Raw genomic sequence first — 22886 nt, 5'->3', positions numbered from 1 at the left:
GTGAAAGCCGCATGAAAAACGCTTTCCAATTGCTCAAGTGTCGTCATCCAAGTTTCACCCATAAGTTCGTACGCGATTCCTAGAATTCGAGGCAGCGCGGCGGCAAGCCCGGCGCGAACAGTAGCGCATCCGGAAAGTATGCCGGGCGCCCATGACATTCGGAGGCAAGCTTGGTTCGCGTCATCTCGCTCATCTACGGCCTGTACCTGCTGCTGCCCATCGCGCTGCTGCTGGTCGGCAGCGTGGGCGGCAACTGGACCAACACGCTGCTGCCCACGGGCATCACCGGCCAGTGGTATGCCGACCTCTGGATCGACACCTCCTTCCGCAAGGCCTTCGTGAGCAGCCTCGTGGTGGCGCTTTCGGCCTGCGCCATCAACACCGTGCTGGCGCTGCCGCTGGCCTACGCGCTGTACCACGGCGCGCGGCGCGGAGGCAGCCTCGCGGCGCGCATCGTGAGCGCCACGCCGGTGGCGGTGCCGGCGATCACGCTGGCCTTCGGCTACATGATCGTGTTCAACACCGACCTCGCGCCCTGGCTGGGCTCGATGCCGCTGCTGATCGCGGCGCACGCGATCCTCACGCTGCCCTACCTCACCAACACGCTGCTGACCGACCTGCGCCACCTCGACCTCGGCCGTCTGGAGCAGGCGGCCGCCACGCTCGGCGCCTCGGGCTGGCAGCAGTTCACCGGCATCGTGCTGCCCAGCCTGCGCCAGAGCCTGATCAGCGGGCTGGTGATGGTGGCGGCCATCTCGGTGGGCGAGTTCGGCGTGTCGAATCTGCTCACGAGCTTCCAGAACCGCACCTATCCGGTGGTGCTGCTGCAGGCCTTCTACGGCGCGACGGGTTTCGCCTGCGCTGCCACGGTGATCCTGCTGGTGCTGGCGAGCGCGTCGGCGCTTCTTTCCTCTTCCCTCGTGAAGCAACGCGCATAAGCGGCAGAACCGATACGCCATGAGCCTCCTCCTCGACAAGGTCAGCTACAACTACCCCGGCAGCACGCACGGCCTGCACGACGTATCGCTCGACGTGCGCACAGGCGAACTGGTCGCTGTGATCGGGCCCAGCGGCTCGGGCAAGTCGACGCTGCTCAAGCTGGTATCGGGCCTGGAAACGGGCCACACCGGCCGCATCGCACTCGACGGCGAGGACATGTCGCGCACGCCGGTGCACCAGCGCCACATCGGCATGGTGTTCCAGAGCTACGCGCTCTTTCCGCACCTGAGCGTGCTCGACAACGTGGCCTACGGGCTCAAGCTGCGCAAGGTGGCGACCGCCGAGCGGCAGCGCCGCGCGCAAGAGCTGCTCGACATCGTCGGGTTGGGCGAGTTCTCGCAGCGCGCCGTGGCGCAGCTCTCGGGCGGACAGCAGCAGCGCGTGGCGCTGGCCCGCGCGCTGGCCATCGACCCGCGCGCCCTGCTGCTCGACGAGCCGCTCTCGGCACTCGACGCCAGCGTGCGCGGCCACCTGCGCGACCAGATCCGCTCCATCCAGCAGCGCTTCAACGCCACCACGCTGCTGGTCACGCACGATCAGGAAGAGGCGCTGGCCATGGCCGACCGCGTGGCCATGCTCAAGGACGGCCGGCTGCTGCAGATCGCCACGCCGCGCGACATCTACGAGAACCCCGCGAGCCGCGCGGTGGCGGAGTTCGTCGGGCTCTCGACGATCCTGCCCGCGAAGGTGGCCGCACCCGGCCGGCTGGACATGGGCTTCGCCGAACTCTTCGCCGACACCGGCCAGCGCCCCTTCGGCACCGAGTTGCACGTGCTGGTGCGGCCCGAGCACATCCGGCCCGACCCGGCGGCCGACGCCGTGAACCGTCTTGCAGGGCGCACCGGCGCGCAGCGCTACCTGGGCGCGCTCACGCGCTACGACTTCGAAGTGCCGGGCGCGGCCAGGCCCTTCCTCGCCGAATCGGCGAAGCCCGCGGTCGAGGCCATCGCCATCGCGCCCGAACACCTCCGTTTACTTGACCACTGACCTTTTCCTCCAAGGAGCCACCATGCAACGCAGACATCTGATCCAGGCCGCCGGCGCACTGCCGCTGGCCTCTCTCGCGGCCCGCACCGCATTCGCCTTCGACGGCCCCGAGCTCTACGCGGGCGAGAAAGCGCTGTACGCCGAAGCGCAGAAGGAAGGCCTTTGCGTCTCCTTCGACACCGGCCCCGAGTGGGCCAACTGGAAGTCGCTGTTCCGCGACTTCAAGAAGCGCTACCCCGAGATCGAGCTGACCTACAACGACATCGGCTCCGCCGCCACCGTGGTCGCGCTCGAGAAGACCAAGCGCCGCCCCCAGGCCGACACCGCCTACTACTTCGCCGCCTCGGCCGTCGACGCCGCGAAGAAGGACGTGGTCGCGCCCTTCAAGCCCGTCAACTTCGACAAGCTGCCGCCGGTGTTCCGCGAGGCCGAAGGCCGCTGGTTCACCATCCACACGCTCAACATCGCCTTCCTGGTCAACAAGAAGCTGGTGAAGAACGTGCCCACCGGCTGGGCAGACCTGCTCAAGCCCGAGTTCAAGAACACGGTGGTGTACCTCGACCCGCGCTCCACCGGCATCGGCCAGGTGCTGACCTTCGCGGCGGCGTACGCCAACGGCGGCAGTGTCGACAACGTGCAGCCCGGCACCGACTACCTGGGCAAGCTGCATGCGGCCGGCAACGTGCTGCGCGTGGAAGGCACCACGCCCTACGCCAAGTTCCTCAAGGGCGAGATCCCGGTGTGGATCAGCTACGAGAACGACGGCCTGAAGGCCAAGCACGTCGACGGCATGGGTGACGCGGTGGAAGTCGTGATCCCCAAGGAAGCCAGCGTGGCCGCGCCCTACGCCATCAGCCTCGTGAAGAACGGCCCGAACCCGAACGCCGGCAAGCTGTGGCTCAACTTCATCATGAGCGAGGCCGGCCAGTCGCTGTTCGCGCAGGGCTTCGTGCGCCCCGCCGTGCCGGGCACGCCGCTGAGCGCCGACGTGGCCGCCAGGATGCCGGCCGCGCCGCAGATCAAGCCGCTCGACGTGGTGAAGGCCTCGGAGCGCAAGGCGGAAATCGACAAGCTCTGGGCGCAGGCAGCCCTGGGCAAGTAAAAGAAGGCCCGAAGGAACGTGATGCGACGCTTTGGCGCCTGGCCCGCGTGGGCCTTCATGGCGCTGTTCTTCGCGGTGCCGCTGGCGGCGCTGCTGCCCGAGGCCTTCGGCGAGGGCGGTAGCGCCTTCGGCCGGCTGTTCGGCAACCCGCTGTTCTTCGGGGCGCTGCGCAACACGCTGGCGCTCGGGCTCGCGGCGGGCACGATGTCGGCGCTGGTGGGCACCTGCATCGCGATCGAGCTGGCGCGCCAGCCCGAGGGGCGCCGCCGCTGGATGATGACCCTGCTGGGCCTGCCGCTGGCCTTCTCGGGGCTGGTGATCGCCTACGGCTTCATCCTGGCCTTCGGCCGCGCGGGCTTCGTGACGCAGCTGCTCGCGGGGCTGGGCGCCGACCCGGCCGCCATCGGCAGCTGGATCTACAGCGTGTCGGGCCTGGGTTTTGCGTATGCCTACTACCTGATTCCGCGCGTGGCGCTGTCGCTGTACCCGGTGTTCGCGAACCTCGACCTGCGCCCGGCGCAGGCCGCGCGCACGCTGGGCGCCTCGCGCTCGCGCGCCTTCCGGGACACGGTGGTGCCCGAGGTGCTGCCCTCCGTGCTTTCGAACGCCTGCATGGTGGCCGCGATCGCGATGGGCACCTACGGCACGGCGCTGGCGCTGGTGGGCACGCAGCTCAACATCCTGCCGCTGATGCTGCTGGCGCAGGTGGGCGACGGCGGTTCCGATTTCGCGGTGGCGGCGGCCCTGTCGCTGGTGCTGATGGTTATGTGTGTGATCGTGATGGGAGTGGGCGATGTCTTTACGCGAAGGCGCGAGCGCGGCGGTGCTGCCGGCGCCGGTCACTGAGGCGCTGGAACGCCTCGCGCAGAAACAGCGGGGGCCTGCGCGCCACCGCCAGCCGGTGGCCATCATCGGCCCCGGCGACGGCGGCCCGGCCGAGTGCGAGGCCGCCCACGCGGTGGCGCATGCGCTGGCCGGCGCGGGCATGGCCGTGGTCTGCGGCGGGCGCGGCGGCGTGATGGCGGCCGCCTCGCGCGGCGCGGTGGAAGCCGGCGGCATCGCCGTGGGCATCCTGCCCGAGGACGACGACCGCAACGCCAACGAATGGCTCAGCGTGGCCATCCCGACCGGCATGGGCGAGATGCGCAACGGCATCGTCGCGCGCAGCGGCGTGTGCCTGGTCGCCATCGGCGGCAACATGGGCACGCTCTCGGAAATGGCGCTGGGCCTCAAGTGGGGCAAGCCGGTGTTCGTGATGCACGGCGACGTGGCGCTGCCGGGGGCGGTGCAGGCTTCTGATGTGAACGACATGCTCACAAAGGTGCTCGCCTGCCTTCTGGCCTGACCGCGCGCTGACAGGGCAGCCGCATTGCACAATGCCGGCATGCCCTACATGCCAACCTTCGTTGCTCCCGCCCGCTTCACCGACGCCGCCGCCGCACTCGAGCAGGTCAAGCGCATCTACCAGGACGGCCTCACGCACCTGCGCGAATCGATGCTGCGCTTCGTCGCCGGCGAAGAGCTGCCGGGTCGGGTGCGGGCCTGCTACCCCTTCGTGCGGGTGCACACTCACACCGTTTCGCGCCACACGCCGCCGGCCAACGCCGGGCTGAGCTACGGCTTCGTGGCCGGCCCCGGACGCTACGAGACCACGCTGACGCGGCCCGACCTGTTCGCGCGCTACTACCTCGACCAGTTCCGCCTGCTGCTGGAAAACCACCAGGTCGAGCTTGAAGTCGGCACCAGCACGCAGCCGATTCCGATCCACTTCTCCTTCGCCGAGAACGACCACATCGAAGGCACCATGAGCGCCGAGCGTCGCGCCCTGATGCGCGACGTGTTCGACCTGCCCGACCTGGGCGTGATGGACGACGGCATCGCCAACGGCACCTTCGAGGCGCGCGACGGCGAGGCGCAGCCGCTGTCGCTCTTCACGGCCGCGCGGGTCGACTACTCGCTGCACCGCCTGCGCCACTACTCGGGCACCGCGCCCGACTGGTTCCAGAACTTCGTGCTGTTCACCAACTACCAGTTCTACATCGACGAGTTCGTGCGCCTGGGCCACGAGGCCATGGCCGACGAGAACAGCGAGTACGTCGCCTTCATCGAGCCCGGCAACGTGGTCACGCGCCGGCGCGGGCTGGAGGCCGGCGCGAGCGCGACCTACGGCCACCTGCTCGACGGCAGCCAGGGCACCGCCCCGCCGCGCCTGCCGCAGATGCCGGCCTACCACCTCGTGCGCGAGGACTGCAGCGGCACCACCATGGTCAACATCGGCGTGGGCCCGGCCAACGCCAAGACCATCACCGACCACATCGCGGTGCTGCGCCCGCATGCCTGGATGATGCTGGGCCACTGCGCGGGCCTGCGCAACACGCAGCAGCTCGGCGACTACGTGCTGGCCCACGCCTATGTGCGCGAGGACCACGTGCTCGACGAGGAACTGCCGCTGTGGGTGCCGATCCCGGCGCTGTCGGAGATCCAGCTCGCGCTGGAAAAGGCCGTGGCCGACGTCACGCGCTACGAGGGCCCCGACCTGAAGAAGATCATGCGCACAGGCACCGTGGCCAGCACCGACAACCGCAACTGGGAGCTGCTGCCGGGCAACCAGCCGCAGCGCCGCTTCAGCCAGAGCCGCGCGGTGGCGCTGGACATGGAAAGCGCGACCATCGCGGCCAACGGCTTCCGCTTCCGCGTGCCCTACGGCACGCTGCTGTGCGTGAGCGACAAGCCGCTGCACGGCGAGATCAAGCTGCCGGGCATGGCCAACCACTTCTACCGTGAGCGCGTGGAGCAGCACCTGCGCATCGGCATGCGGGCCATCGACATCCTGCGCGCCGAGGGCTCGACCCGGCTGCACAGCCGCAAGCTGCGCAGCTTCGCCGAAGTGGCGTTCCAGTAAGAAGAACGGCTCCAGCAGGGCCCCGGCAGGGGCCGCTGCCTCAGGGTTTGTCCTGCCCGCGGCCGCGCGGGATTGGCGCGTTTCGCGGACATCATCCGGTGTACCCCACGACAACCGGAAAGAAGATGACCCAGTCGCGCTCCGTTCCCCCCATCTCCCGTCGCAGTTTTTCTGCATGGATCGCGGCCTCGGCCGCGGCAGCCGGCGCAGGACACGCCGCGCTGTGGCCGCGCACCGCGCACGCCGCCGACGCGCCGCTCAGCAACAGGCTGCGCATCGTGATCCCCGCCAACGAGGGCGGCGGCTGGGACCAGACGGGCCGTGCGCTGGGCGCCGCCATGCTGGCATCGGGCGCGGTCGGCAACGTGGTGTACGAGAACGTCGGCGGCAAGGGCGGCACGATCGGTCTCGCCAAGTACGTGGAGAAATACGACGCCGACCCCGACACGCTGCTGATGAGCGGCATGGTCATGGTCGGCGCGGTGGCGCTGCAGAAGCCCACGGTCACGATGGCCAATATGGCGCCCATCGCCCGCCTCACCAGCGACTACGAAGTGATCGCGGTGAAGGCCGACTCGCCCATCAAGACACCGAAGGACCTGATCGCGCAGTTGCGCGCGGACGCGGCCGGCACCGTCATCGCGGGCGGCTCGGCCGGCGGCGTGGACCACATGTACGCCGGCATGCTGGCGCGCGTGGCCGATGCGTCGCAGTCGCTGGTCTACCAGGCGCACCCCGGCGGCGCGGAAGTGGTCGAGGCACTCGATACCGGCAAGGCCGCAGCCGGCATCTCGGGCTACAGCGAGTTCGCCGAGGGCCTGGCCAGCGGCAAGCTGCGTGCCGTGGGCGTGTCGTCGAAGCGGCCGTTCCAGGGCATCGCCTCGGTGCGCGAACAGGGCGTGGATGCCGACCTCGCCAACTGGCGCGGCGTGCTCACCGGCCGCAAGGTGCCGCCGTACCGCAAGACCGCCCTGCTGACGGTGGTGCGGCGCGCCACCGCCACCGACCTGTGGCAGAAAACCGTCAAGCAGAACAACTGGGACCCGTTCTGGCTCGAGGGCAAGGAGTTCGAGAACTTCCTCGAAACCGACACCGCGATGGCCGGCCCGCTGATCTATCTGCTGAAGCTCAAGGCCTGAACTGCCGGTTCGCTCGGTCGGGCTTTGCTCGGGTTTACCCCGAGCAAATGACACTAATGACTGACACGGTTTTCGTCGATCATCCGGTTACTTTTATAGGGAGCCGGAAACAAAATGACGCATTTCGTGCCAACTGCCCCCAAGGGGCTCTCCGCCGCGGCTTCGCCGCGTGGATGGCATCGGCCGCCGCTGCGAGCGTGGCGCCCGCGTCGCTCTGGCCTTCGGTGGCCGGCGCGGCTGAAGCGCAGCTCGCGCCCAAGCTGCGCATCGTCATTCCCGCCAACGAAGGCGGCGGCTGGGACCAGACCGGCCGCGCGCTGGGCGCCGCGATGATCGCGTCGGGCGCCGTGGGCGACATCAGCTACGAGAACATCGGCGGCAAGGGCGGCACCATCGGCCTCGCCAAGTACGTGGAGAAATACGACGCCGACCCCGACACGCTGCTGATGAGCGGCATGGTCATGGTCGGCGCCGTGGCCCTGCAGAAGCCCGCCATCACCATGGCGCAGGTCGCGCCGGTGGCCCGGCTCACCAGCGACTACGAAGTGGTGGCCGTGAAGGCCGACTCCCCCATCAAGACACCGAAGGACCTGATCGCGCAGTTGCGCGCCGATGCCGCGAAGACGGTCATCGCGGGGGGCTCCGCCGGCGGCGTGGACCACATGTATGCCGGCATGCTGGCACGCGTGGCCGGCAATGCGGGCGCGCTGGTCTACCAGCCGCATCCGGGCGGCGCGCAGGTGGTCGAGGCGCTCGAATCGGGCAAGGCCGCCGCCGGCATCTCGGGCTACAGCGAATTCAGCGAGCAGCTCGCCAACGGCAAGCTGCGCGCCATCGGCGTGTCGGCCAAGCGCCCGTTCCAGGGCATTCCGTCGGTGCGCGAACAGGGCGTGGACGCCGACCTCGCCAACTGGCGCGGCGTGCTCACCGGCAAGAAGGTCACGGCCGAACGCAAGGCCGTGCTGCTCGAGGCCATCCGCCGCGCCACCATGGCCGATGTCTGGCAGAAGACCATCAAGCGCAACAACTGGGACTCCTACTGGATGGCCGGCAAGGACTTCGAGAGTTTTCTCGACCTGGATACGGCGATGGCCGGGCCGCTGATCTATCTGCTCAAGCTGAAGGCCTGAAACAGGCTCTCCCCCAGGCTTCGCGCACTTCGTGCCGCGGCGTCCCCGCCTTGGGCTGCGCCGTACGAAGCTTTGCGCCGAATCGGCCGCACTCTTTCATGCGAAGAGTTCCGGCATTTCGCGCTGCGCCTTCAGCGTCAGCGTGAGCGCCCGCCCGTCCAGCTCCTGCCGCACCCATCCCCGTTTCAGCGACAGCTGCAGCCACGCCGCCCCCAGCGCGCCGCCCAGGTGCGGGCGGCGCTCGCTCCAGTCGAGGCAGGCACAGGCGAAGCGCCGGCGCGAGCGGCGCACCTCGTCGATCTCCACGCCCAGGCTCTCCAGCGCGATCGCGCCTTCGGGCGTGAGTTCGTACGAGCCGCTGTGCAGGCCGCTGAGCCAGCCCTGGGCATGCAGCCGGTCGTGCAGCGCAACGCCTGCCGTGCCCGCCATGTGGTCGTAGCAGGTGCGCGCGCTGCGCAGGCGGCTCGGCGTGTTGGGCCTGAACTCGGGCGTGCGTGGTGTGCCGGCCACCACCATCAGGCTTTCGAGCGCGGAGGCGACGTCGTCGTTGGCGAGGCGGAAGTAGCGGTGCTTGCCTTGCACCAGCACGTCGACCAGCCGCTCTTCCTTCAGGCGAGCGAGGTGCGCGCTGGCGGTGGAGGCGGCCACCTCGGCGACGGTGGCGAGTTCGGTGGCGGTGCGTGCGTGGCCGTCCATCAGGCAACTCAGCATGCGGGCGCGTGCCGGCTCGGCGATCGCGCCGGCCAGGCGAGCGAGCTGGAAGTCGGCGGAGGATGAAAGGGTGTCGTCCATGTGCCCATCCTAAGACGGCAGCGCACGCCACACTTCGTTCGCGGGCGAAGTGTGGCGGCAGCTTCGACCGCACACTGGCGCCATGACGAACACGAGCCCTACGCCTTCCGCCATGCCCGCCGATCCGGTCGCGGCCGCCACGCACGCCGATCCTTATCCGTACTACGCCGCCCTCCGCGACGGACCGCCGCTCGCGTGGGACGAGAAACTGCGTCTGTGGGTGGCAAGCCGTGCGGATGTCGTCGAGCAGGTACTGCAGGCACACGGCGCCCTGCGCGTGCGGCCGGCCGCCGAGCCCGTGCCGCGCGCCATCGTGGGCAGCCCGGCCGGCGAGGTGTTCGGCCATCTGGTCCGCATGAACGACGGTGCCGCCCACCAGGCGCACAGGCCCGCGTTGCAACGAGCGCTCGCCGGGCTCGACCTGAACGCGGTGCATGCATCTGCCCTGCAGGTCGCGCAGCGCGTGCCGCAGCAGCAGCAGCCGCTCTCCGACACGCTGTTATCGATGCCCGTGCAGTCCGTCGCGCACCTGCTCGGCTTTGCCGACGATGCACTGCCGCAGGTGGACCGGTGGATGCGCGACTTCGTGGCCTGCCTGTCGCCGCTCTCCACGCCCGAGCAGCTGCAGCACGCGAGCACGGCGGCCGGGGAGCTGATGGCGCGCTTCGAAGTCCTGGCAGCCGGCAACGCGCCGAGGCATGGCACGCTGCTCGCTGCGGTGCTGGCAGAAAGCGCGGGCGATGCGCCCCTGTCACGCTCGTTGCTCGCGAACCTCGCGGGTCTGCTCTCGCAGACCTGCGACGCCACGGCCGGGTTGGTCGGCAACAGCCTGATCGCACTCATACGCGAGCCGTCGCTGCGGCCCTCGACTCGCACGCGCGACGGCCTCCAGGCCATCGTCGAGGAAACCGCGCGGCACGATCCCTCGGTGCACAACACGCGGCGCTTCGCCGCCGAAGCCGTCACCATCGCCGGCACCACCGTGGCCACGGGCGACACGGTGCTGGTGCTGCTGGCCTCCGCCAATCGCGACCCGGCGTTCAACCCCGAGCCCGACCGCTTCATGCCCGTGCGCGCGCGCCGCCGCATGCTCGGCTTCGGCCACGGCATGCACGCCTGCCCCGGGCAGGCACTCGCCTGCACGCTGGCCGCTGCCAGCCTCCACACGCTGATGCTGCAGCGTGCGCCCGACCTCGATGCGCAGCGCCTGCGTGGCTGGAGCTACCGGCCCTCGGTCAACGGGCGCATCCCCGTATTCCACTGACCGGTGCCCGCGAGATGCGGCGACAGCTGCGCATCGCCCCAGCGCAGCGGCAGCGCGCCCGGCCGGCGCAGCGCGTGCGTGACGTGAAAGCGCACCAGCCGCTCGGCGCCTTCGAACGCGTCGACCTCGGGGCCGTTCCACACGATCTCGGCGGTGGCCGCCACGTGCAGCAGGTCGCCGCTGTCGAAATCGACGAGCAGCAGCCCCGCGCGCGGATGCACGGCCAGGTTGCCCAGCGTGTTGAAGAAGCGGTTGCCGTTGAAATCCGGCAGCACGAGCATGTCGTCGCCATCGATGCGCACGAAGCCCGGACGACCGCCGCGGTGCGACACGTCGACGCCATGCGAGCTCGCATCGGCCTCGTCACCCGTCGCGGTCTCGTCCGGGTACGCGGTGGCGATGAACAGCGTGTCGGCGCTGCCGATGAGGCGATGCGCCGCGAGGTCCAGCTTGTCCAGCCATTGCGCGGGCGCCGCATCGCCGCCGCGCGGCGCGACGAACTCCGGCTCGCGCGCCTGGATGTAGCGCGGGCAGTTGCCGAAACTCTGCTGCACCGCGACGGTGAAACCCGCTGCATCGAGCGCCTCCACCGTGCCGTTCATGCGGTTGCGCCGCCGTGTCTGAGGCTGGATGCCGAGCAGGCCCAGCGTGGCGCCCTGCTTCAGCTGGCCGATGAGCGGATCGCTCGCCGTGGGCAGCGCATCGACGCGCAGGTGCGTGGCATCGGGCGAGTGCACGAAGCCGGTGGGCCCGGCGAGCACGCTGGCCCAGGGCTGCAGGTCGGCGTCGAGGCTGCCGGCCACGATGAACGGCAGCAGCGAGAAGAACTCGCGATGCTGGTCGGGCATGTAGTCGCGGATGACGCGCGGGCCGGCGACCTCCATCTGCTCGCGCGAACCCGCCAGCGCCTGCAGCGCGCGCTCGCCGGCATGGAAGGGCGCGGCGATCATGAGCCGGCCTCCGCGGCGAGTCCGACGCGCGAGCGCACCATCGGCACGAAGCCCGGCAGGGCCTCCACGCGCGCCAGCCAGTCCCGCACCTTCGGATAGCCGTCGAGCGAAACGCTGCCTTCGGGCGCGTGCGCCACGTAGGCGTAGTTCGCGATGTCGGCCAGCGTGGCGGCGGGCCCCGCCAGGAAAGCCTGCTGCTGCAGATGCGTTTCCATCACCGAGAGCAGCGCGTGCGAGCGCTTCACCGTGTCGGTCGGATCGGTCGTGTGGCCGAACAGCACCATGATCCGCGCGGCCGCCGGGCCATGAGCCAGCGGCCCGGCCGCCACCGAGAACCAGCGCTGCACGCGGGCCGCGCCGACCGCGTCGCGCGGCATCCAGCGCGACGGATCGGGCGAATAGCGCTCATTGAGATAGACCAGGATGGCGTTGGAATCGGCCAGCGTCAGGTCGCCGTCCTCGATCACCGGCACCTGCCCGAAGGGGTTGCGCGCCAGGAACTCCGGCGTGCGGTTCTCGCGCTTGCGCATGTCGAGATCGATGCTCTCGAAGGGCAGGCCGAGCATCGTGAGGAACAGGCGCACGCGGTGCACATGGCCCGAGATGGGGGAGCCGTAGAGCTTGATGGGCTGGGTCGGCTGAATTGGGCGGACGGCGGTCATGGGCGATTCCTTTTCTGCTAAGAGGTGAGGCATGGGCCGGATTCTTCTCTCTTGCGCCGAACGAATGAATAGCCTTTCCTGTATTTGACTGCTGCGTTTTCCGGTTTAATCAACCCATGGATCGCTTCAAGGCCATGCAGACCTTCGTCCAGATTGCCGACCAGGGCAGCCTGACTCGCGCCGCCGAGGCGCTGGGCACATCGCTGCCCGCGGTGGTGCGCTCGCTCGCCGCGCTGGAGGCGCACCTGGGCGTGCGCCTGTTCCACCGCACCACGCGCCGCCTCTCGCTCACCGAGGAGGGCCGCAGCTACCTGCCCAGCGCGCGCGAGGTGCTGCTCGCGGCCGACGCCGCCGACCTCGCGCTCAAGGCCGAGGCGCGCGAGCCCGCGGGCCAGCTCACCATCACCGCCCCGGTGCTCTTCGGCCACATGTACGTGGCGCCCGCCATCGTGCGCTTCATGAAGCGCTATGAAAAAGTGCGCTGCAGCGTGCGGCTGTACGACCGCACGGTAAGCCTGCTGGAAGAAGGCATCGACGTAGGCATCCGCATCAGCCCGCTGGAAGATTCATCGCTCGTCGCGCAGACCATGGGCACCATCCGACGCGTGCTGGTCGCAAGCCCCGAATTCCTCGCGCGGCACGGCACGCCGGCGCACCCGCGCGAACTGAACGGCGCGCCCTGCGTGCGCGGGCGCGTCGATGCGCCCACGCAATGGCAGTTCTACGAAAGCGGCAAGGTGATCAGCGTGACGCCCGACAACCGATTGGAGTTCAACCACCTCGCACCCGCCATCGAATCGTGCGCGGCGGGCATGGGCTTCGGCACCTTCTTCTCGTACCAGGTGATGCCCCACGTGGCGCAGGGGCGGCTCAAGCTGGTGCTCGAAGACTTCGAGCCGCCGCCTCGGCCTGTGAGCGTGATCTATCCGAATGCCCGGCTGCTGCCGGCACGCACGCGGGCGTTCATCGAGTGGATGAAGATGGAGTTCGACGGGCTCAGGCTTTGAGCGGCAGCAGCGGCCGCGCCGTCATGCGGCGGCCTGCAGCAAACTGTCGTGCAGGCATATCTGCGAGTGCTGCTTCATCAACGGCCAGCCTTCGCGCTCCAGGTGCGCGGCCAAGGCAGCGACACGCGCCTTGAAGCCGGCCAGCGGCTCATGGCTGCGCAGCGTCACGACGTGAATGTCGGGTTCATCGCCGATGTCATCGCGCGAAAGCCGCGCGCCATGCTCTTCGCACAGCTGCTGCAACGCCGAGGCGTCGCGCAACCGCAGCTCGCCGTGCCATCTGAAGTACTGGCCCGGCCGACCCAGGCCCTCGTGGTCCTCCAGGGGTGCCTCGACCTTCACGCGCAGCACAGCCATGCCGGCACGCGCCAGCCACTGCGCCAGCGCCACCGCCTCGGCTTTCGCCTCGGCCAGGTCGCCGCGCAGCCAGGTGGTGGCCATGGGCTGCTGCTTCTGCTCGCCGTGGGCGAGGTCGATCAGCAGCGGCTTGAGCCCGACCTGCTCGCAGACTTCGACGAAGGACGGGATCTGCGCGGCGTGCATCGCGCCGCAGGTCAGGTGCAGTTCGAGCCTGCTCTTGAGTTGCTTCGGGATCGTGTTCACGGCGCCGGCGCCCTCGCGGGCAGAGGCTTGCCATCGCACAGCGCGGCCGTGTCGGCGACCATGCCGCGCACCGCTTCTTCCATGCCGAGGTTCAGCACCGACATGAATTCGCCGTTGCCATTGGCCCAGTTGGTGCGAGTGCCCATGCCGTGGTACTGGCGCACGACTGCCTCGGCGCCGGGCGTGCGGTAGGTGGCCTGCAGCACGACGTGGGAGACGAGGTTCAGGCCGGCCGACCACGAATGCGCGAGACGCAGCGCCACGTCGGCCGTGACCTGCCGCGCGTTGCCGAATGCGGGCGGCGCGGCGTTCACGACCTGCAGGCCATAGCGGCTCGCGGACTGCAGCGCGCCACGCGTCCACGCGCCGGCATCGCCGCCGCCCTGGATGGACTGCACCGCCACCGGCGTGGCGTGCAGCGTCGGCATCATGAGGGTCAGGTTGCCGACGTTGGCCTTGTTCAGGCGCATGTCGTCGATCTTCGGCAGGTACAGCGTGCAGCCGCTCGCCACGCGCAGCACCGGGGCGGGCGTGCTGTTGGGCCGTTCGGTGGGCTCGGGGGCGGGCTCGTAGACCATGGGAAGCGGCTCGGTCTCGGTGAGCGCGTGCGAGATGCTTGGCATGACGCCTAGCATGCACAGGGCGCACAGGGCGCAGAGAGCGGCCGGCCTCCAGGCGTGGCGTAGCGGCTTCATGGCGCTGCGCTCCTGACCGAGTAGAGAGCACCGTCCTGATCGCGGAACAGCACGCGGCCCGGCCGCTCGTCGAAGCTCTGGCCGGCCACCGTCACCCACGAGCCATTGACGTTGAAGCGCGCGGTCTTCACCGCGCCCGAGCGCGCGCCGGCGATGTCCAGCGCCACCGCATGCAGCGTCTGCGCCATCGACTCGCGCATCATGCCGCGCAGCACCTGCCCGTCGTCGGCCGTGAGGCGCCGGATGACGGTGGCGCGCGCGACACCGCCCACGGGCGTCTGGAAGATGGCGGCGGCGCGGTAGCTGGGCTCGCTCCTGCCGTCCTGCCAGAGCAGGGCCGAGGTGCGCGTGGTGAAGGCGCCCAGGCCGGGCTCCAGCGCGTACTGCAGCAGCAGCACCATGTAGGCTGGGCCATTCTTCGTGGCGGCGATGCGGGCCTCGTGCTCGGACTTGATCGGCATGGCCGCGAGCACCTGCGAGGAGCGGATCTTCAGCGGGAACGAGGACGGCTCGCCGAGCTGCGCCTCGAGCGCCCGGGCCGCCTCGGTGCGGTAGTCGTAGTCGAGCAGCGGGCCGACGATGGACTGCACCTCGGCGCTCATCTCTTTCTGGCGCGACTGCTGCACAGACGAATCGATGAGCGCGCCAATCAGCCCACCGCCCGTGGCGGCGCTCACGCCGGGCGACTGCGCGGAGAACATGAAGCTCTCCTGCGCGACGACGACGCGCAGGTCGACTTCCTGGACCTTGTTGCGGTCCGCGGCCGCCAGGGGCCGGTGAAAAGGTGCGCAGGCGCCGAGCAGCGACACCGCCGCCAGCGCCAACCAGAAACGCAGCATCCTTGGGCCTCCCCCCGTGCAATGCCAGACATTCATCCGTTGATGGAGCAGAGATTGTGGGGCCGCCGGGAGCGCGCTCCGACCCGGGTTATCGAGGGCCCATGGTGTCCTCGCCGGTCTTCGGGTGGATGAACATGACCTGAACCCATTCCTTGTACGGCGTGTAGACGGTGACGCGGTCCTTCGGGATCAGGAACTTGCCGCTGTCGCAGCCCGCGTCGGGTGCGGTGTAGAGACTGACCCGGCCGGTGCCGACCACGACGGCGCCGTAGCGCGGAACGAAGCCAGGGCTCGCATTCGCGACCGCATGAAGCTCCTCGCACCGCTTGCCATCGGCGGGCGCCGCCGCCACGGACTGCGCCGCCAACGCGGCCAGGTACAACACGCACCATGAAATTGCTCTGGACATCGGCGGATTGTCCATCGATTGAAGCGATGGGCACGCCTCGCGCCCGGCTGCGTCAGAATGGCCGCGTGCCGCCTACACCCTCTTCCTCCGCCCCGCCTCCCCTCTTCCACGCCAGCCATCTGCACAAGCGCTATGGCGACACCACGGTCGTGAACGACCTGTCGTTCGAGATCGCGCCCGGCGAGTGCCTGGGCGTGATCGGCCCGAACGGCGCCGGCAAGACCACCACCATCCGCATGTGCCTGGGCCTCACCGCGCCCGACGGCGGCGAGATCTCCGCACTCGGGCTGCAGATGCCGCGCGACGCGCTGGCCATCAAGGCGCAGCTGGGCGTGGTGTCGCAGTTCGACACGCTGGACCCCGATTTCAGCTGCGCCGAGAACCTCGTGGTGTACGGCCGCTACTTCGGTTTCAGCAAGGCGCAGGTGCGCGCACGCGTGCCGCAGCTGCTGGAGTTCGCGGCGCTCTCGCACAAGGCCGATGCGAAGCCGGGCGAGCTCTCGGGCGGCATGCGGCGACGGCTCTCGCTGGCGCGCGCGCTGGTCAACGACCCGAAGCTGCTGCTGCTCGACGAGCCGACAACCGGCCTCGACCCGCAGGCGCGGCACCTGATGTGGGAGCGGCTGCAGGTGCTGCTGCAGCAGGGCAAGTCGATCCTGCTGACCACGCACTTCATGGACGAGGCCGAGCGCCTGTGCTCGCGCCTGCTGGTGCTGGACCACGGCCGCAAGATCGCCGAGGGCCGCCCGCGCGACCTGATCGCCGAGCACCTGGAGCCCGACGTGGTCGAGGTGTACGGCAACGGCGCGCTGACACTGGCCGAATCGGCCGAGCTGAAGGCGATGGCGGCGCGCGTGGAAGTCAGCGGCGAGACGGTGTTCTTCTACACGCAGGACGCACGGCGGCTGCTCGATGCGCTGACGCGACACGGCGGGCTGCGCACATTCCATAGGCCGGCCAACCTTGAAGACCTGTTCCTCAAGCTGACCGGCCGCCAGATCCGCGAGGACGGTTGAACCATGAACACGACGACTGCAACGACAGCCCCACCCTCTCCATCGCCGTGGCGCCCGCCCGAGCTCTCGCTGCGCTGGTGGCCCGTGTTCCTGCGCAACCTGCTGGTGTGGCGCAAGCTCGCCATACCGAGCCTGATCGGCAACATCGCCGAGCCGCTGATCTGGCTCGTGGCCTTCGGCTACGGCATGGGCGCGCTGGTCGGGCAGGTGTCGGTCGACGGCGTGAAGGTGCCCTACATCCTGTTCCTCGCGAGCGGCTCGATCTGCATGAGCGCGATGAATGCGGCGAGCTTCGAGGCGCTGTACTCGGCCTTCTCGCGCATGCACGTGCAGAAGACCTGGGACGGCATCATGAACGCGCCAGTGGGCCTCGACGACATCGTTCTGGCGGAGATGCTCTGGGCGGCGTTCAAGTCGATCTTCACCGTGACGGCCATCCTCTTCGTGATGCTGGGCCTGGGCATCAGCCACAGCCCGAAGCTCTTCGTCGCGTGGATGGTGCTGATCGGCGCGGGTATCACCTTCTCGTCGATCGCGCTGATCTTCAACGCGCTGGCCAAGGGCTACGACTTCTTCACCTACTACTTCACGCTGTTCATGACGCCGATGATGTTCCTGAGCGGCGTGTTCTTTCCGCTGGAGCAGCTGCCCACTGCTGTTCAGGCGGTGGCTGCGTGGCTGCCGCTGACGAATGCGGTGGCGCTGGTGAGGCCGCTTTTCATGGACCAGTGGCCGGCCGGCTGGTGGGTGCACGCGATGGTGCTGGTGGTGTATGCGGTGGTGGCGTTCTGGATTGCGCTGGCGTTGACGCGCAAGAGGTTCAGGGCGTAGCGGGCTCAAGGCGGCTCGGCGGCCGCCACGCGATGACTCCCGCTGTTCGGGCCCGCACGTCGGGCGAGGCGAGACAGGTGGTCACTGCTTCGTAGCCGGGTGCGCCGGGATATGGCGCGACCTGTATCGGCGGGCTGTGGTTGGCGGGACAGAGGATGATGGTTTCGTCAGGGCCCACGGCGGACAGGTCGAGGATCGCGCGGGAGCGGGTGAGCATGAAGATCGGCCGCACGCCGGGGCCTCTTCGGCGCAGCCAGGCGATCAGGGCTTCCTGTGTGGGCTGGTCGAGGCCTTGTTCGATCATGTCCACCATGAGTGTGGCCGGGCCTTCGGCTTCGAGGTCGGAAAGCAGCACCAACAATGCGTCCGATGGCGTGGCGCCATCCTCCGCAAGCCAGGCCATGGCCTCGTCCACTCTCGACTTCAACCGGTGGTCGGCATGCAGTCTTGCCTTTGCTGTTGCCACCTCGACTTCTTCAAGCCTCTGCAATCCCAGGAAGACAGCGTCGGGCAGCGCCTCGGCAAGGCTGTACGCAAGCCGTGTCTTGCCGCTGCCGAGCGGGCCGATGATGTAGTTCAGCGCGCGGATGTCGCGCAGCTCGAAAAGCTCGCCGCCCCAAGGCCAGGGAAGCTCGAACGCGACACGGACCTCGGAGGCTGGTGCACGCAGGTCCGCGAGCTCGCCGATGGTCGGTGTCCGGCCCTGCAGCAGATCGCTTCGCAGGCTGCGGATCTTCGCGACCGTTGCTGCAAGCCCATGCAACTGCGCCTCCAACGCCGCCTGATGAGCCGCCAATGTCTGCTCCAGCCCCTGCGGGTCGCCTTGCAGCACCCGACCCACCTGAGCGAGGCTGAAGCCGAGCGCGCGAAGGGCGACGATTCCGGCGGCGCGAGCCATCTGTTCGGGGCCATAGGCACGCCAGCCTGCCGCGGTCCGCTCGGGCTCCACCAGCCCGCGCTGCTCGTAAACCCGCAGGGCCTTGGCTGACACGCCGAGCCGCCTTGCGGCTTCGGACGGGTTTAGGTATCTGGTGTTGGATCGCACGATGAGAACCTTTTTCGACGAGTCTTCCTTTTTAAGGGCTGCCCCTGGGTCCAGGTCAACAGGCGGACACGAAAACCGGGTTTTATGTGTCCTGCCCTCATCGCGACACCAACACTTTCAAATTACATTGCACACAATCTAATTGCTCGCTACAATTCGGCCCATGCGCTCCACCGCCATCAACGCCGACGAAATGCTCAAGCTGGACAACCAGCTGTGTTTCGCCGTCTATTCCGCTTCGCTGGCCATGACCCGGCTGTACAAGCCGGTGCTCGAGAAGCTGCAGCTCACCTACCCCCAATACCTCGTGATGCTCGCCCTCTGGGAGCAGGACGGTCTCATGGTCTCCGAGCTCGGCGAGCGGCTCTCGCTCGACTCGGGCACGCTCACGCCGCTGCTCAAGCGCCTGGAAGCCAACGGCTACGTGGCCCGAGTGCGCGACGTGGCCGACGAGCGCCGCGTGCACATCACGCTGACGGCCGCGGGCCGCAGGCTCAAGAGCCGCGCCTCCAACGTGCCGGCCTGCCTGATGGCGGCCGCCGAGTGCTCGGTGCCCGAGCTGGTTTCGCTCACCCAGCAGATCCAGACCCTGCGCGACCGCATCAGGAAGGCAGCCTGACACAGCGGCGAAAGCACGCGCGCATTTATTTTTCTCCCGCTTCGATCGATCCCGCAAGGGGAGAGGACGAAGCCTTTTCACCACCCTCCCTTCAACTTCATCACCACCAAAGGAATCACCATGACCACCAAGCTCGACAAAGTGCTCTACACCGCAGAAGCCCACACGGTCGGCGGCCGTGACGGCGCAGGCAAGTCCAGCGACGGCGCCATCGACGTCAAGCTGAGCTCGCCCGGTTCCGGCAAGCCCGGTACCAACCCCGAGCAGCTGTTCGCGGTCGGCTATGCCGCCTGCTTCATCGGCGCGATGAAGGCCGTCGGCCCGAAGATCGGCGTGAAGGTGCCTGAAGACGTCGCCATCGACTCCAGCGTTTCCCTCGGCCCGACGAACGGCGGCGCCGCCTACGGCATCGCCGTGAAGCTGGCGATCACGCTGCCCGGCCTCGATGCAGATGCCAAGCAGAAGCTGGTCGACACGGCTCACCAGGTCTGCCCGTACTCGAACGCAACCCGCGGCAACATCGACGTCGAACTCACCATCGCCTAAGCTCCCCGAGCACACGCGAACAAGCGGTCCGGCCACAAGCCGGGCCGCTTTTTCATGCCCGCCGATGTCTCACGGGTGACGCCGAAAGCCGCCGCGCGATGGCGCCTTTCATCAAGCTTGGCTAACGTAGGCGCACACCACAACCGCCAGGAGCCACGCTCATGAGCACCACCAGCCTCCTCATCCGAAAAGACCAGCTTTCCACCACGCGACTTCATACCGCCACCGCCGACGAAGCCCTCGCCGACGGCCAGGTGCGCGTGCGCATCGACAGCTTCGCGCTCACCTCCAACAACATCACGTACGCCGCCTTCGGCGACGCGATGAGCTACTGGCAGTTCTTCCCGAGCGGCGAAGAGGGCTGGGGCAGCATCCCCGTTTGGGGCTTCGCGCGCGTGGTGCAGTCGCTGCACCCGGGCGTGCCGGTGGGCGAGCGGCTCTACGGCTACTGGCCGATGGCCTCAGGCGCGGTGCTGAGCCCCGGGCGGCTCTCGCCCGAGCGCTTCACCGACATGGCGCCGCACCGCGCCGAGTTGCCCGCGGTCTACAACCAGTACTTCCGCTGCGCGAGCGACCCGCTCTACACGGCCGGCACCGAGGACATCCAGGCGCTGCTGCGCCCGCTGTTCATCACCTCGTGGCTGATCGACGACTTCATGGCCGACAACGACTTCTTCGGCGCCAACACCATGCTGCTGTCCAGCGCATCGAGCAAGACGGCCTACGGCACCGCCTTCCAGCTGCACAAGCGCGATGGCATCGAGGTGATCGGCCTGACCTCGCCCGCCAACGTGGCCTTCTGCGAAAGCCTCGGCTGCTACGACCGCGTGGTGACCTACGACGCGCTCGACAGCATCGCGGCCGACACGCCCTGCGTGTACGTCGACTTCGCCGGCAACGGCGCGCTGCGCAACGCCATCCACGCGCGCTTCGCCAACCTGAAGTACAGCAGCTCCATCGGCGGCACCCACGTCGAGCAGCTCGCGTCCAAGGGCGCGGGCAAGGACCTGGCGGGCCCGCGCGCCACGCTGTTCTTCGCGCCGGCGCAGATCAAGAAGCGCACCTCCGAATGGGGCCCTGAGGAGTTCGGGCGCCGCATGGTCGCCGCCTGGCACGACTTCATGACCACCGTCACCGACGCGAAGGCGCCCTGGCTGCATGCCGAGCACCACAACGGCGGCGAGGCGGTGCAGGCGGCCTACGCGCAGGTGCTGGCGGGCAAGGGCGATCCGCGCACCGGCCACATCCTGTCCCTTTACAGGCAGCCCATCGCAGGCTGACGCCAGGGGCATCGCGCGGCGACGACAATCGCCGCATGACCCTTTCTTCCGCGGCGCCCGCGAACACACATCCTTACGAGAGCCTCACGCCCGACGTGGTGCTCGACGCGCTCGCGACGCTGGGCCTGCACGGCGACGGCCGGCTCACCGGCCTGAATTCCTATGAGAACCGCGTCTACCAGGTCTACCTGGAGGACCGCAGTGCCGTGGTGGTCAAGTTCTACCGGCCCGGCCGCTGGAGCGAGGCCGAGATTCTCGAGGAGCACGGCTTCTCGCTCGAACTGGCCGCCGGCGAGGTGCCGGCCGTGCCGCCGCTGGCCTTCGACGGCAAGACACTGCACCACCACGCCGGCTTCGCCTTCAGCGTGAGCCCCTACCGCGGCGGCCGCGCGCCCGAGCTCGATGATTTCGAAGTGCTCGAATGGGTCGGCCGCTTCCTCGCGCGCATCCACACCGTGGGCGGCGCCAAGCCTTTCGAGGCCCGCCCCACGCTCGACCTGCAGACCTTCGGCATCGCCTCGCGCGACTGGCTGCTGGAGAACAACAAGATCCCGCTCGACGTGCAGCGCGACTGGGAAAAGATCTGCAACGAGGCGCTGGACATGATCGGCGCGACCGCGCTCGCGGCAAATCCGCCTTCAGCCGACTTCCAGCCCCGCAAGCTGCGCCTGCATGGCGACGTGCACCCCGGCAACATCCTGTGGACACCCACCGACCGCCCCGGCGGTGGCCCGCACTTCGTCGACCTGGACGACGCGCGCACCGGCTTCGCGGTGCAGGACCTGTGGATGCTCCTGTCGGGCGACCGCGCGCAGCGCACCTCGCAGCTGTCGGGCCTGCTCGACGGCTACGAGCAGTTCCGCGAATTCGACCGCCGCGAGCTGGCGCTGATCGAGCCGCTGCGCACGCTGCGCCTCATTCACTACAGTGCGTGGCTGGCGCGGCGCTGGGAAGATCCGATCTTCCCGATCAACTTCCCATGGTTCGGCTCCAGCGACTACTGGAAGGGGCAGATCCTCATGCTCGAGGAACAGTGCGAGCAGATGGCGGAAGAGCCGCTCTATGCCTGATCACGCCTGATCGCCCCGGTCGGCGGCAAGACTGTCCGCCACGCCCTCCAGCAGCCGCTCGACCAGCACATTGGCCGGCCCGCTGCGCCAGATGCCGTAGGCCTCCGACTGCGCCACGGCCCTGTCGAGCGGCCTGAACACCGCCCCGCGCAGGGCCGAATGCCGCATCGCCTGCGGCACCAGCGCCACGCCAAGCCCCTGCGATACCCATGAGACCACCGCCAGCCAGTGGCGTACCTCGTGCCGCACCTCGGGCAGGAAGCCCGCGTCGGCGCAGATGGTCAGGATGCGCTCGTGATAGTCGGGCGAGACCTCGCGCGAGAACAGCACGAAGGGCTGCTCGCGCAGGTCGGCCGGCGCCAGCACGCGCTTGCGGGCCAATGCGTGTCCGGCAGGCAGGCAGGCCACGAAGGGTTCGGACAGCAGCAGCCGGTGCTGCAACTCGTCCGGCACGCGGTGCGTGTGGGCGAAGCCCAGGTCGAGCCGGTCGTTCAGCAGCTCGGCGATCTGCATGCCCGAATTGAGCTCGCTCAGCGTGATGCGCACCGCCGGGTGCTTGGCCTGGAAGGCGCGCAGCGCCTGCGGCAGGCCCCGGTAGAGCATCGCGCCCACGAAGCCGATGCGCAGACGGCCCGCCGAGCCCAGCGCCACGTCGCGCGCCTCGATGGCGGCCTCCTCGGCCTGCAGCAGCAGCCGGCGTGCCGAAACCCGCAGTGCCTCGCCGGCGGGCGTGAGCCGCACCTCCTTGCTGTTGCGCTCGAAGAGGCGCGCGCCCACGTTGTCCTCGAGCTGCCGTATGGCCACCGAAAGCGGCGGCTGCGAGATCGACAGCCGCCGCGCCGCCCGCCCGAAGTGCAGTTCCTCGGCGAGCACGGAGAAGTAGCGCAGGTGCCGCAGTTCCATGAATAGGCAGATCGAATCGAACAAGACCAAATCGATATTAGACACGGATCGTCGCGGCTTCAACAATGCACAAAACCAAGGACCCCAGGAGACAAA

General features: G+C 68.8%; 25 protein-coding genes. 16 read left to right on the top strand and 9 right to left on the bottom strand.

Annotation, left to right across the window (positions count from 1 at the left end):
- Positions 1–170: 170 nt before the first annotated feature.
- From AC1VNX_RS03505 to AC1VNX_RS03470, 8 genes are all read left to right on the top strand, one after another.
- A complete protein-coding gene (locus AC1VNX_RS03505; RefSeq protein ID WP_301506981.1) occupies positions 171–938 on the top strand; it encodes an ABC transporter permease in 768 nt (255 codons plus the stop codon).
- Positions 939–957: 19 nt separating this feature from the next.
- Entirely contained in the window at positions 958–1986 is a 1029-nt protein-coding gene (locus AC1VNX_RS03500; RefSeq protein ID WP_483155488.1) for an ABC transporter ATP-binding protein, read from the top strand.
- A gap of 22 nt (positions 1987–2008) precedes the next feature.
- Positions 2009–3088: an extracellular solute-binding protein gene (locus tag AC1VNX_RS03495; protein ID WP_483155487.1), complete on the top strand. Its 1080-nt coding sequence runs from the start codon at positions 2009–2011 to the stop codon at positions 3086–3088.
- A gap of 21 nt (positions 3089–3109) precedes the next feature.
- Positions 3110–3934 carry an ABC transporter permease gene (locus tag AC1VNX_RS03490; protein WP_483155486.1) on the top strand — a complete coding sequence of 275 codons (825 nt, stop codon included), beginning with the start codon at positions 3110–3112 and terminating at the stop codon, positions 3932–3934.
- On the top strand, positions 3882–4433 hold the full coding sequence (locus tag AC1VNX_RS03485) for a TIGR00725 family protein (RefSeq protein WP_483155485.1): 552 nt from the start codon (positions 3882–3884) through the stop codon (positions 4431–4433). The genes AC1VNX_RS03490 and AC1VNX_RS03485 overlap by 53 nt, the downstream gene beginning before the upstream one ends.
- A 39-nt stretch (positions 4434–4472) precedes the next feature.
- A complete protein-coding gene (locus AC1VNX_RS03480; RefSeq protein WP_483155484.1) occupies positions 4473–5990 on the top strand; it encodes an AMP nucleosidase in 1518 nt (505 codons plus the stop codon).
- 125 nt (positions 5991–6115) lie between these two features.
- On the top strand, positions 6116–7129 hold the full coding sequence (locus tag AC1VNX_RS03475; protein WP_483155483.1) for a Bug family tripartite tricarboxylate transporter substrate binding protein: 1014 nt from the start codon (positions 6116–6118) through the stop codon (positions 7127–7129).
- 173 nt (positions 7130–7302) lie between these two features.
- Positions 7303–8259, top strand: a complete 957-nt coding sequence (locus AC1VNX_RS03470) for a Bug family tripartite tricarboxylate transporter substrate binding protein (protein ID WP_483155482.1) — start codon at positions 7303–7305, stop codon at positions 8257–8259.
- Positions 8260–8355: 96 nt separating this feature from the next.
- Here AC1VNX_RS03470 and AC1VNX_RS03465 read toward each other — a convergent pair whose 3' ends face one another.
- Entirely contained in the window at positions 8356–9051 is a 696-nt protein-coding gene (locus AC1VNX_RS03465; protein WP_483155481.1) for an ArsR/SmtB family transcription factor, read from the bottom strand.
- Between the two features lie 112 nt (positions 9052–9163).
- On the opposite strand from AC1VNX_RS03465, the gene AC1VNX_RS03460 reads away from it, so the two are divergent.
- Entirely contained in the window at positions 9164–10315 is a 1152-nt protein-coding gene (locus AC1VNX_RS03460) for a cytochrome P450 (RefSeq protein WP_483161868.1), read from the top strand.
- Here AC1VNX_RS03460 and AC1VNX_RS03455 read toward each other — a convergent pair.
- Positions 10273–11265 (bottom strand): flavin-nucleotide-binding protein, encoded by a 993-nt coding sequence (locus tag AC1VNX_RS03455; protein ID WP_483155480.1) that lies wholly within the window; start codon positions 11263–11265, stop codon positions 10273–10275. The two genes, AC1VNX_RS03460 and AC1VNX_RS03455, sit on opposite strands and share 43 nt — an antisense overlap.
- Positions 11262–11927, bottom strand: a complete 666-nt coding sequence (locus AC1VNX_RS03450) for a glutathione S-transferase family protein (RefSeq protein ID WP_483155479.1) — start codon at positions 11925–11927, stop codon at positions 11262–11264. Before AC1VNX_RS03450 ends, AC1VNX_RS03455 begins: the two co-directional genes overlap by 4 nt.
- A 116-nt stretch (positions 11928–12043) precedes the next feature.
- Between AC1VNX_RS03450 and AC1VNX_RS03445 the strand changes: the two genes are divergently transcribed.
- Positions 12044–12934 (top strand): LysR family transcriptional regulator, encoded by an 891-nt coding sequence (locus AC1VNX_RS03445; RefSeq protein WP_483155478.1) that lies wholly within the window; start codon positions 12044–12046, stop codon positions 12932–12934.
- Positions 12935–12955: 21 nt separating this feature from the next.
- Here the strand turns inward: AC1VNX_RS03445 and AC1VNX_RS03440 are convergent, their stop codons facing one another.
- From AC1VNX_RS03440 to AC1VNX_RS03425, 4 genes are all read right to left on the bottom strand, one after another.
- Positions 12956–13537 (bottom strand): hypothetical protein, encoded by a 582-nt coding sequence (locus tag AC1VNX_RS03440; RefSeq protein ID WP_483155477.1) that lies wholly within the window; start codon positions 13535–13537, stop codon positions 12956–12958.
- Complete coding sequence (locus tag AC1VNX_RS03435) at positions 13534–14160, bottom strand: hypothetical protein (protein ID WP_483155476.1); 627 nt, start codon at positions 14158–14160, stop codon at positions 13534–13536. Before AC1VNX_RS03435 ends, AC1VNX_RS03440 begins: the two co-directional genes overlap by 4 nt.
- Positions 14161–14228: 68 nt before the next feature.
- Entirely contained in the window at positions 14229–15071 is an 843-nt protein-coding gene (locus AC1VNX_RS03430) for a hypothetical protein (protein ID WP_483155475.1), read from the bottom strand.
- An 88-nt stretch (positions 15072–15159) separates the two neighbouring features.
- Positions 15160–15480: a hypothetical protein gene (locus AC1VNX_RS03425; protein ID WP_483155474.1), complete on the bottom strand. Its 321-nt coding sequence runs from the start codon at positions 15478–15480 to the stop codon at positions 15160–15162.
- 26 nt (positions 15481–15506) lie between these two features.
- Between AC1VNX_RS03425 and AC1VNX_RS03420 the strand changes: the two genes are divergently transcribed.
- A complete protein-coding gene (locus tag AC1VNX_RS03420) occupies positions 15507–16496 on the top strand; it encodes an ATP-binding cassette domain-containing protein (protein ID WP_483155473.1) in 990 nt (329 codons plus the stop codon).
- A gap of 3 nt (positions 16497–16499) precedes the next feature.
- Positions 16500–17327, top strand: a complete 828-nt coding sequence (locus AC1VNX_RS03415) for an ABC transporter permease (RefSeq protein WP_483155472.1) — start codon at positions 16500–16502, stop codon at positions 17325–17327.
- Here AC1VNX_RS03415 and AC1VNX_RS03410 read toward each other — a convergent pair.
- A complete protein-coding gene (locus tag AC1VNX_RS03410; protein ID WP_483155471.1) occupies positions 17317–18372 on the bottom strand; it encodes a MerR family transcriptional regulator in 1056 nt (351 codons plus the stop codon). The genes AC1VNX_RS03415 and AC1VNX_RS03410 overlap by 11 nt on opposite strands.
- Before the next feature lie 163 nt (positions 18373–18535).
- Between AC1VNX_RS03410 and AC1VNX_RS03405 the strand changes: the two genes are divergently transcribed.
- From AC1VNX_RS03405 to AC1VNX_RS03390, 4 genes are all read left to right on the top strand, one after another.
- Positions 18536–18991: a MarR family winged helix-turn-helix transcriptional regulator gene (locus tag AC1VNX_RS03405; protein WP_295981273.1), complete on the top strand. Its 456-nt coding sequence runs from the start codon at positions 18536–18538 to the stop codon at positions 18989–18991.
- A 120-nt stretch (positions 18992–19111) separates the two neighbouring features.
- Complete coding sequence (locus tag AC1VNX_RS03400) at positions 19112–19537, top strand: organic hydroperoxide resistance protein (RefSeq protein ID WP_093058675.1); 426 nt, start codon at positions 19112–19114, stop codon at positions 19535–19537.
- A 161-nt stretch (positions 19538–19698) separates the two neighbouring features.
- Positions 19699–20817, top strand: coding sequence for a DUF2855 family protein (locus AC1VNX_RS03395; protein ID WP_483155470.1), 1119 nt, complete (start codon positions 19699–19701; stop codon positions 20815–20817).
- 35 nt (positions 20818–20852) lie between these two features.
- Positions 20853–21887, top strand: a complete 1035-nt coding sequence (locus AC1VNX_RS03390; RefSeq protein WP_483155469.1) for a serine/threonine protein kinase — start codon at positions 20853–20855, stop codon at positions 21885–21887.
- On the opposite strand, the gene AC1VNX_RS03385 is transcribed toward AC1VNX_RS03390, so the two are convergent.
- Entirely contained in the window at positions 21888–22790 is a 903-nt protein-coding gene (locus AC1VNX_RS03385; RefSeq protein WP_483155468.1) for a LysR family transcriptional regulator, read from the bottom strand.
- Between the last annotated feature and the right edge of the window lie 96 nt (positions 22791–22886).

The sequence above is a fragment of the Variovorax sp. TLI9-5A genome, assembly GCF_056867935.1.
Note: the sequence above shows the minus strand (reverse complement) of the source record. Positions and strands in the feature narration are given on the sequence as shown.

Bases quoted from the DNA above. Each gene is read 5' to 3' on its own strand.
- AC1VNX_RS03500 (WP_483155488.1), top strand. From the start codon at position 958: ATGAGCCTCCTCCTCGACAAGGTCAGCTACAACTACCCCGGCAGCACG.
- AC1VNX_RS03495 (WP_483155487.1), top strand. From the start codon at position 2,009: ATGCAACGCAGACATCTGATCCAGGCCGCCGGCGCACTGCCGCTGGCC.
- AC1VNX_RS03490 (WP_483155486.1), top strand. From the start codon at position 3,110: ATGCGACGCTTTGGCGCCTGGCCCGCGTGGGCCTTCATGGCGCTGTTC.
- AC1VNX_RS03485 (WP_483155485.1), top strand. From the start codon at position 3,882: ATGTCTTTACGCGAAGGCGCGAGCGCGGCGGTGCTGCCGGCGCCGGTC.
- AC1VNX_RS03480 (WP_483155484.1), top strand. From the start codon at position 4,473: ATGCCCTACATGCCAACCTTCGTTGCTCCCGCCCGCTTCACCGACGCC.
- AC1VNX_RS03475 (WP_483155483.1), top strand. From the start codon at position 6,116: ATGACCCAGTCGCGCTCCGTTCCCCCCATCTCCCGTCGCAGTTTTTCT.
- AC1VNX_RS03470 (WP_483155482.1), top strand. From the start codon at position 7,303: ATGGCATCGGCCGCCGCTGCGAGCGTGGCGCCCGCGTCGCTCTGGCCT.
- AC1VNX_RS03465 (WP_483155481.1), bottom strand. From the start codon at position 9,051: ATGGACGACACCCTTTCATCCTCCGCCGACTTCCAGCTCGCTCGCCTG.
- AC1VNX_RS03460 (WP_483161868.1), top strand. From the start codon at position 9,164: ATGCCCGCCGATCCGGTCGCGGCCGCCACGCACGCCGATCCTTATCCG.
- AC1VNX_RS03455 (WP_483155480.1), bottom strand. From the start codon at position 11,265: ATGATCGCCGCGCCCTTCCATGCCGGCGAGCGCGCGCTGCAGGCGCTG.
- AC1VNX_RS03450 (WP_483155479.1), bottom strand. From the start codon at position 11,927: ATGACCGCCGTCCGCCCAATTCAGCCGACCCAGCCCATCAAGCTCTAC.
- AC1VNX_RS03445 (WP_483155478.1), top strand. From the start codon at position 12,044: ATGGATCGCTTCAAGGCCATGCAGACCTTCGTCCAGATTGCCGACCAG.
- AC1VNX_RS03435 (WP_483155476.1), bottom strand. From the start codon at position 14,160: ATGCCAAGCATCTCGCACGCGCTCACCGAGACCGAGCCGCTTCCCATG.
- AC1VNX_RS03430 (WP_483155475.1), bottom strand. From the start codon at position 15,071: ATGCTGCGTTTCTGGTTGGCGCTGGCGGCGGTGTCGCTGCTCGGCGCC.
- AC1VNX_RS03425 (WP_483155474.1), bottom strand. From the start codon at position 15,480: ATGTCCAGAGCAATTTCATGGTGCGTGTTGTACCTGGCCGCGTTGGCG.
- AC1VNX_RS03420 (WP_483155473.1), top strand. From the start codon at position 15,507: ATGGGCACGCCTCGCGCCCGGCTGCGTCAGAATGGCCGCGTGCCGCCT.
- AC1VNX_RS03415 (WP_483155472.1), top strand. From the start codon at position 16,500: ATGAACACGACGACTGCAACGACAGCCCCACCCTCTCCATCGCCGTGG.
- AC1VNX_RS03405 (WP_295981273.1), top strand. From the start codon at position 18,536: ATGCGCTCCACCGCCATCAACGCCGACGAAATGCTCAAGCTGGACAAC.
- AC1VNX_RS03400 (WP_093058675.1), top strand. From the start codon at position 19,112: ATGACCACCAAGCTCGACAAAGTGCTCTACACCGCAGAAGCCCACACG.
- AC1VNX_RS03395 (WP_483155470.1), top strand. From the start codon at position 19,699: ATGAGCACCACCAGCCTCCTCATCCGAAAAGACCAGCTTTCCACCACG.
- AC1VNX_RS03390 (WP_483155469.1), top strand. From the start codon at position 20,853: ATGACCCTTTCTTCCGCGGCGCCCGCGAACACACATCCTTACGAGAGC.
- AC1VNX_RS03385 (WP_483155468.1), bottom strand. From the start codon at position 22,790: ATGGAACTGCGGCACCTGCGCTACTTCTCCGTGCTCGCCGAGGAACTG.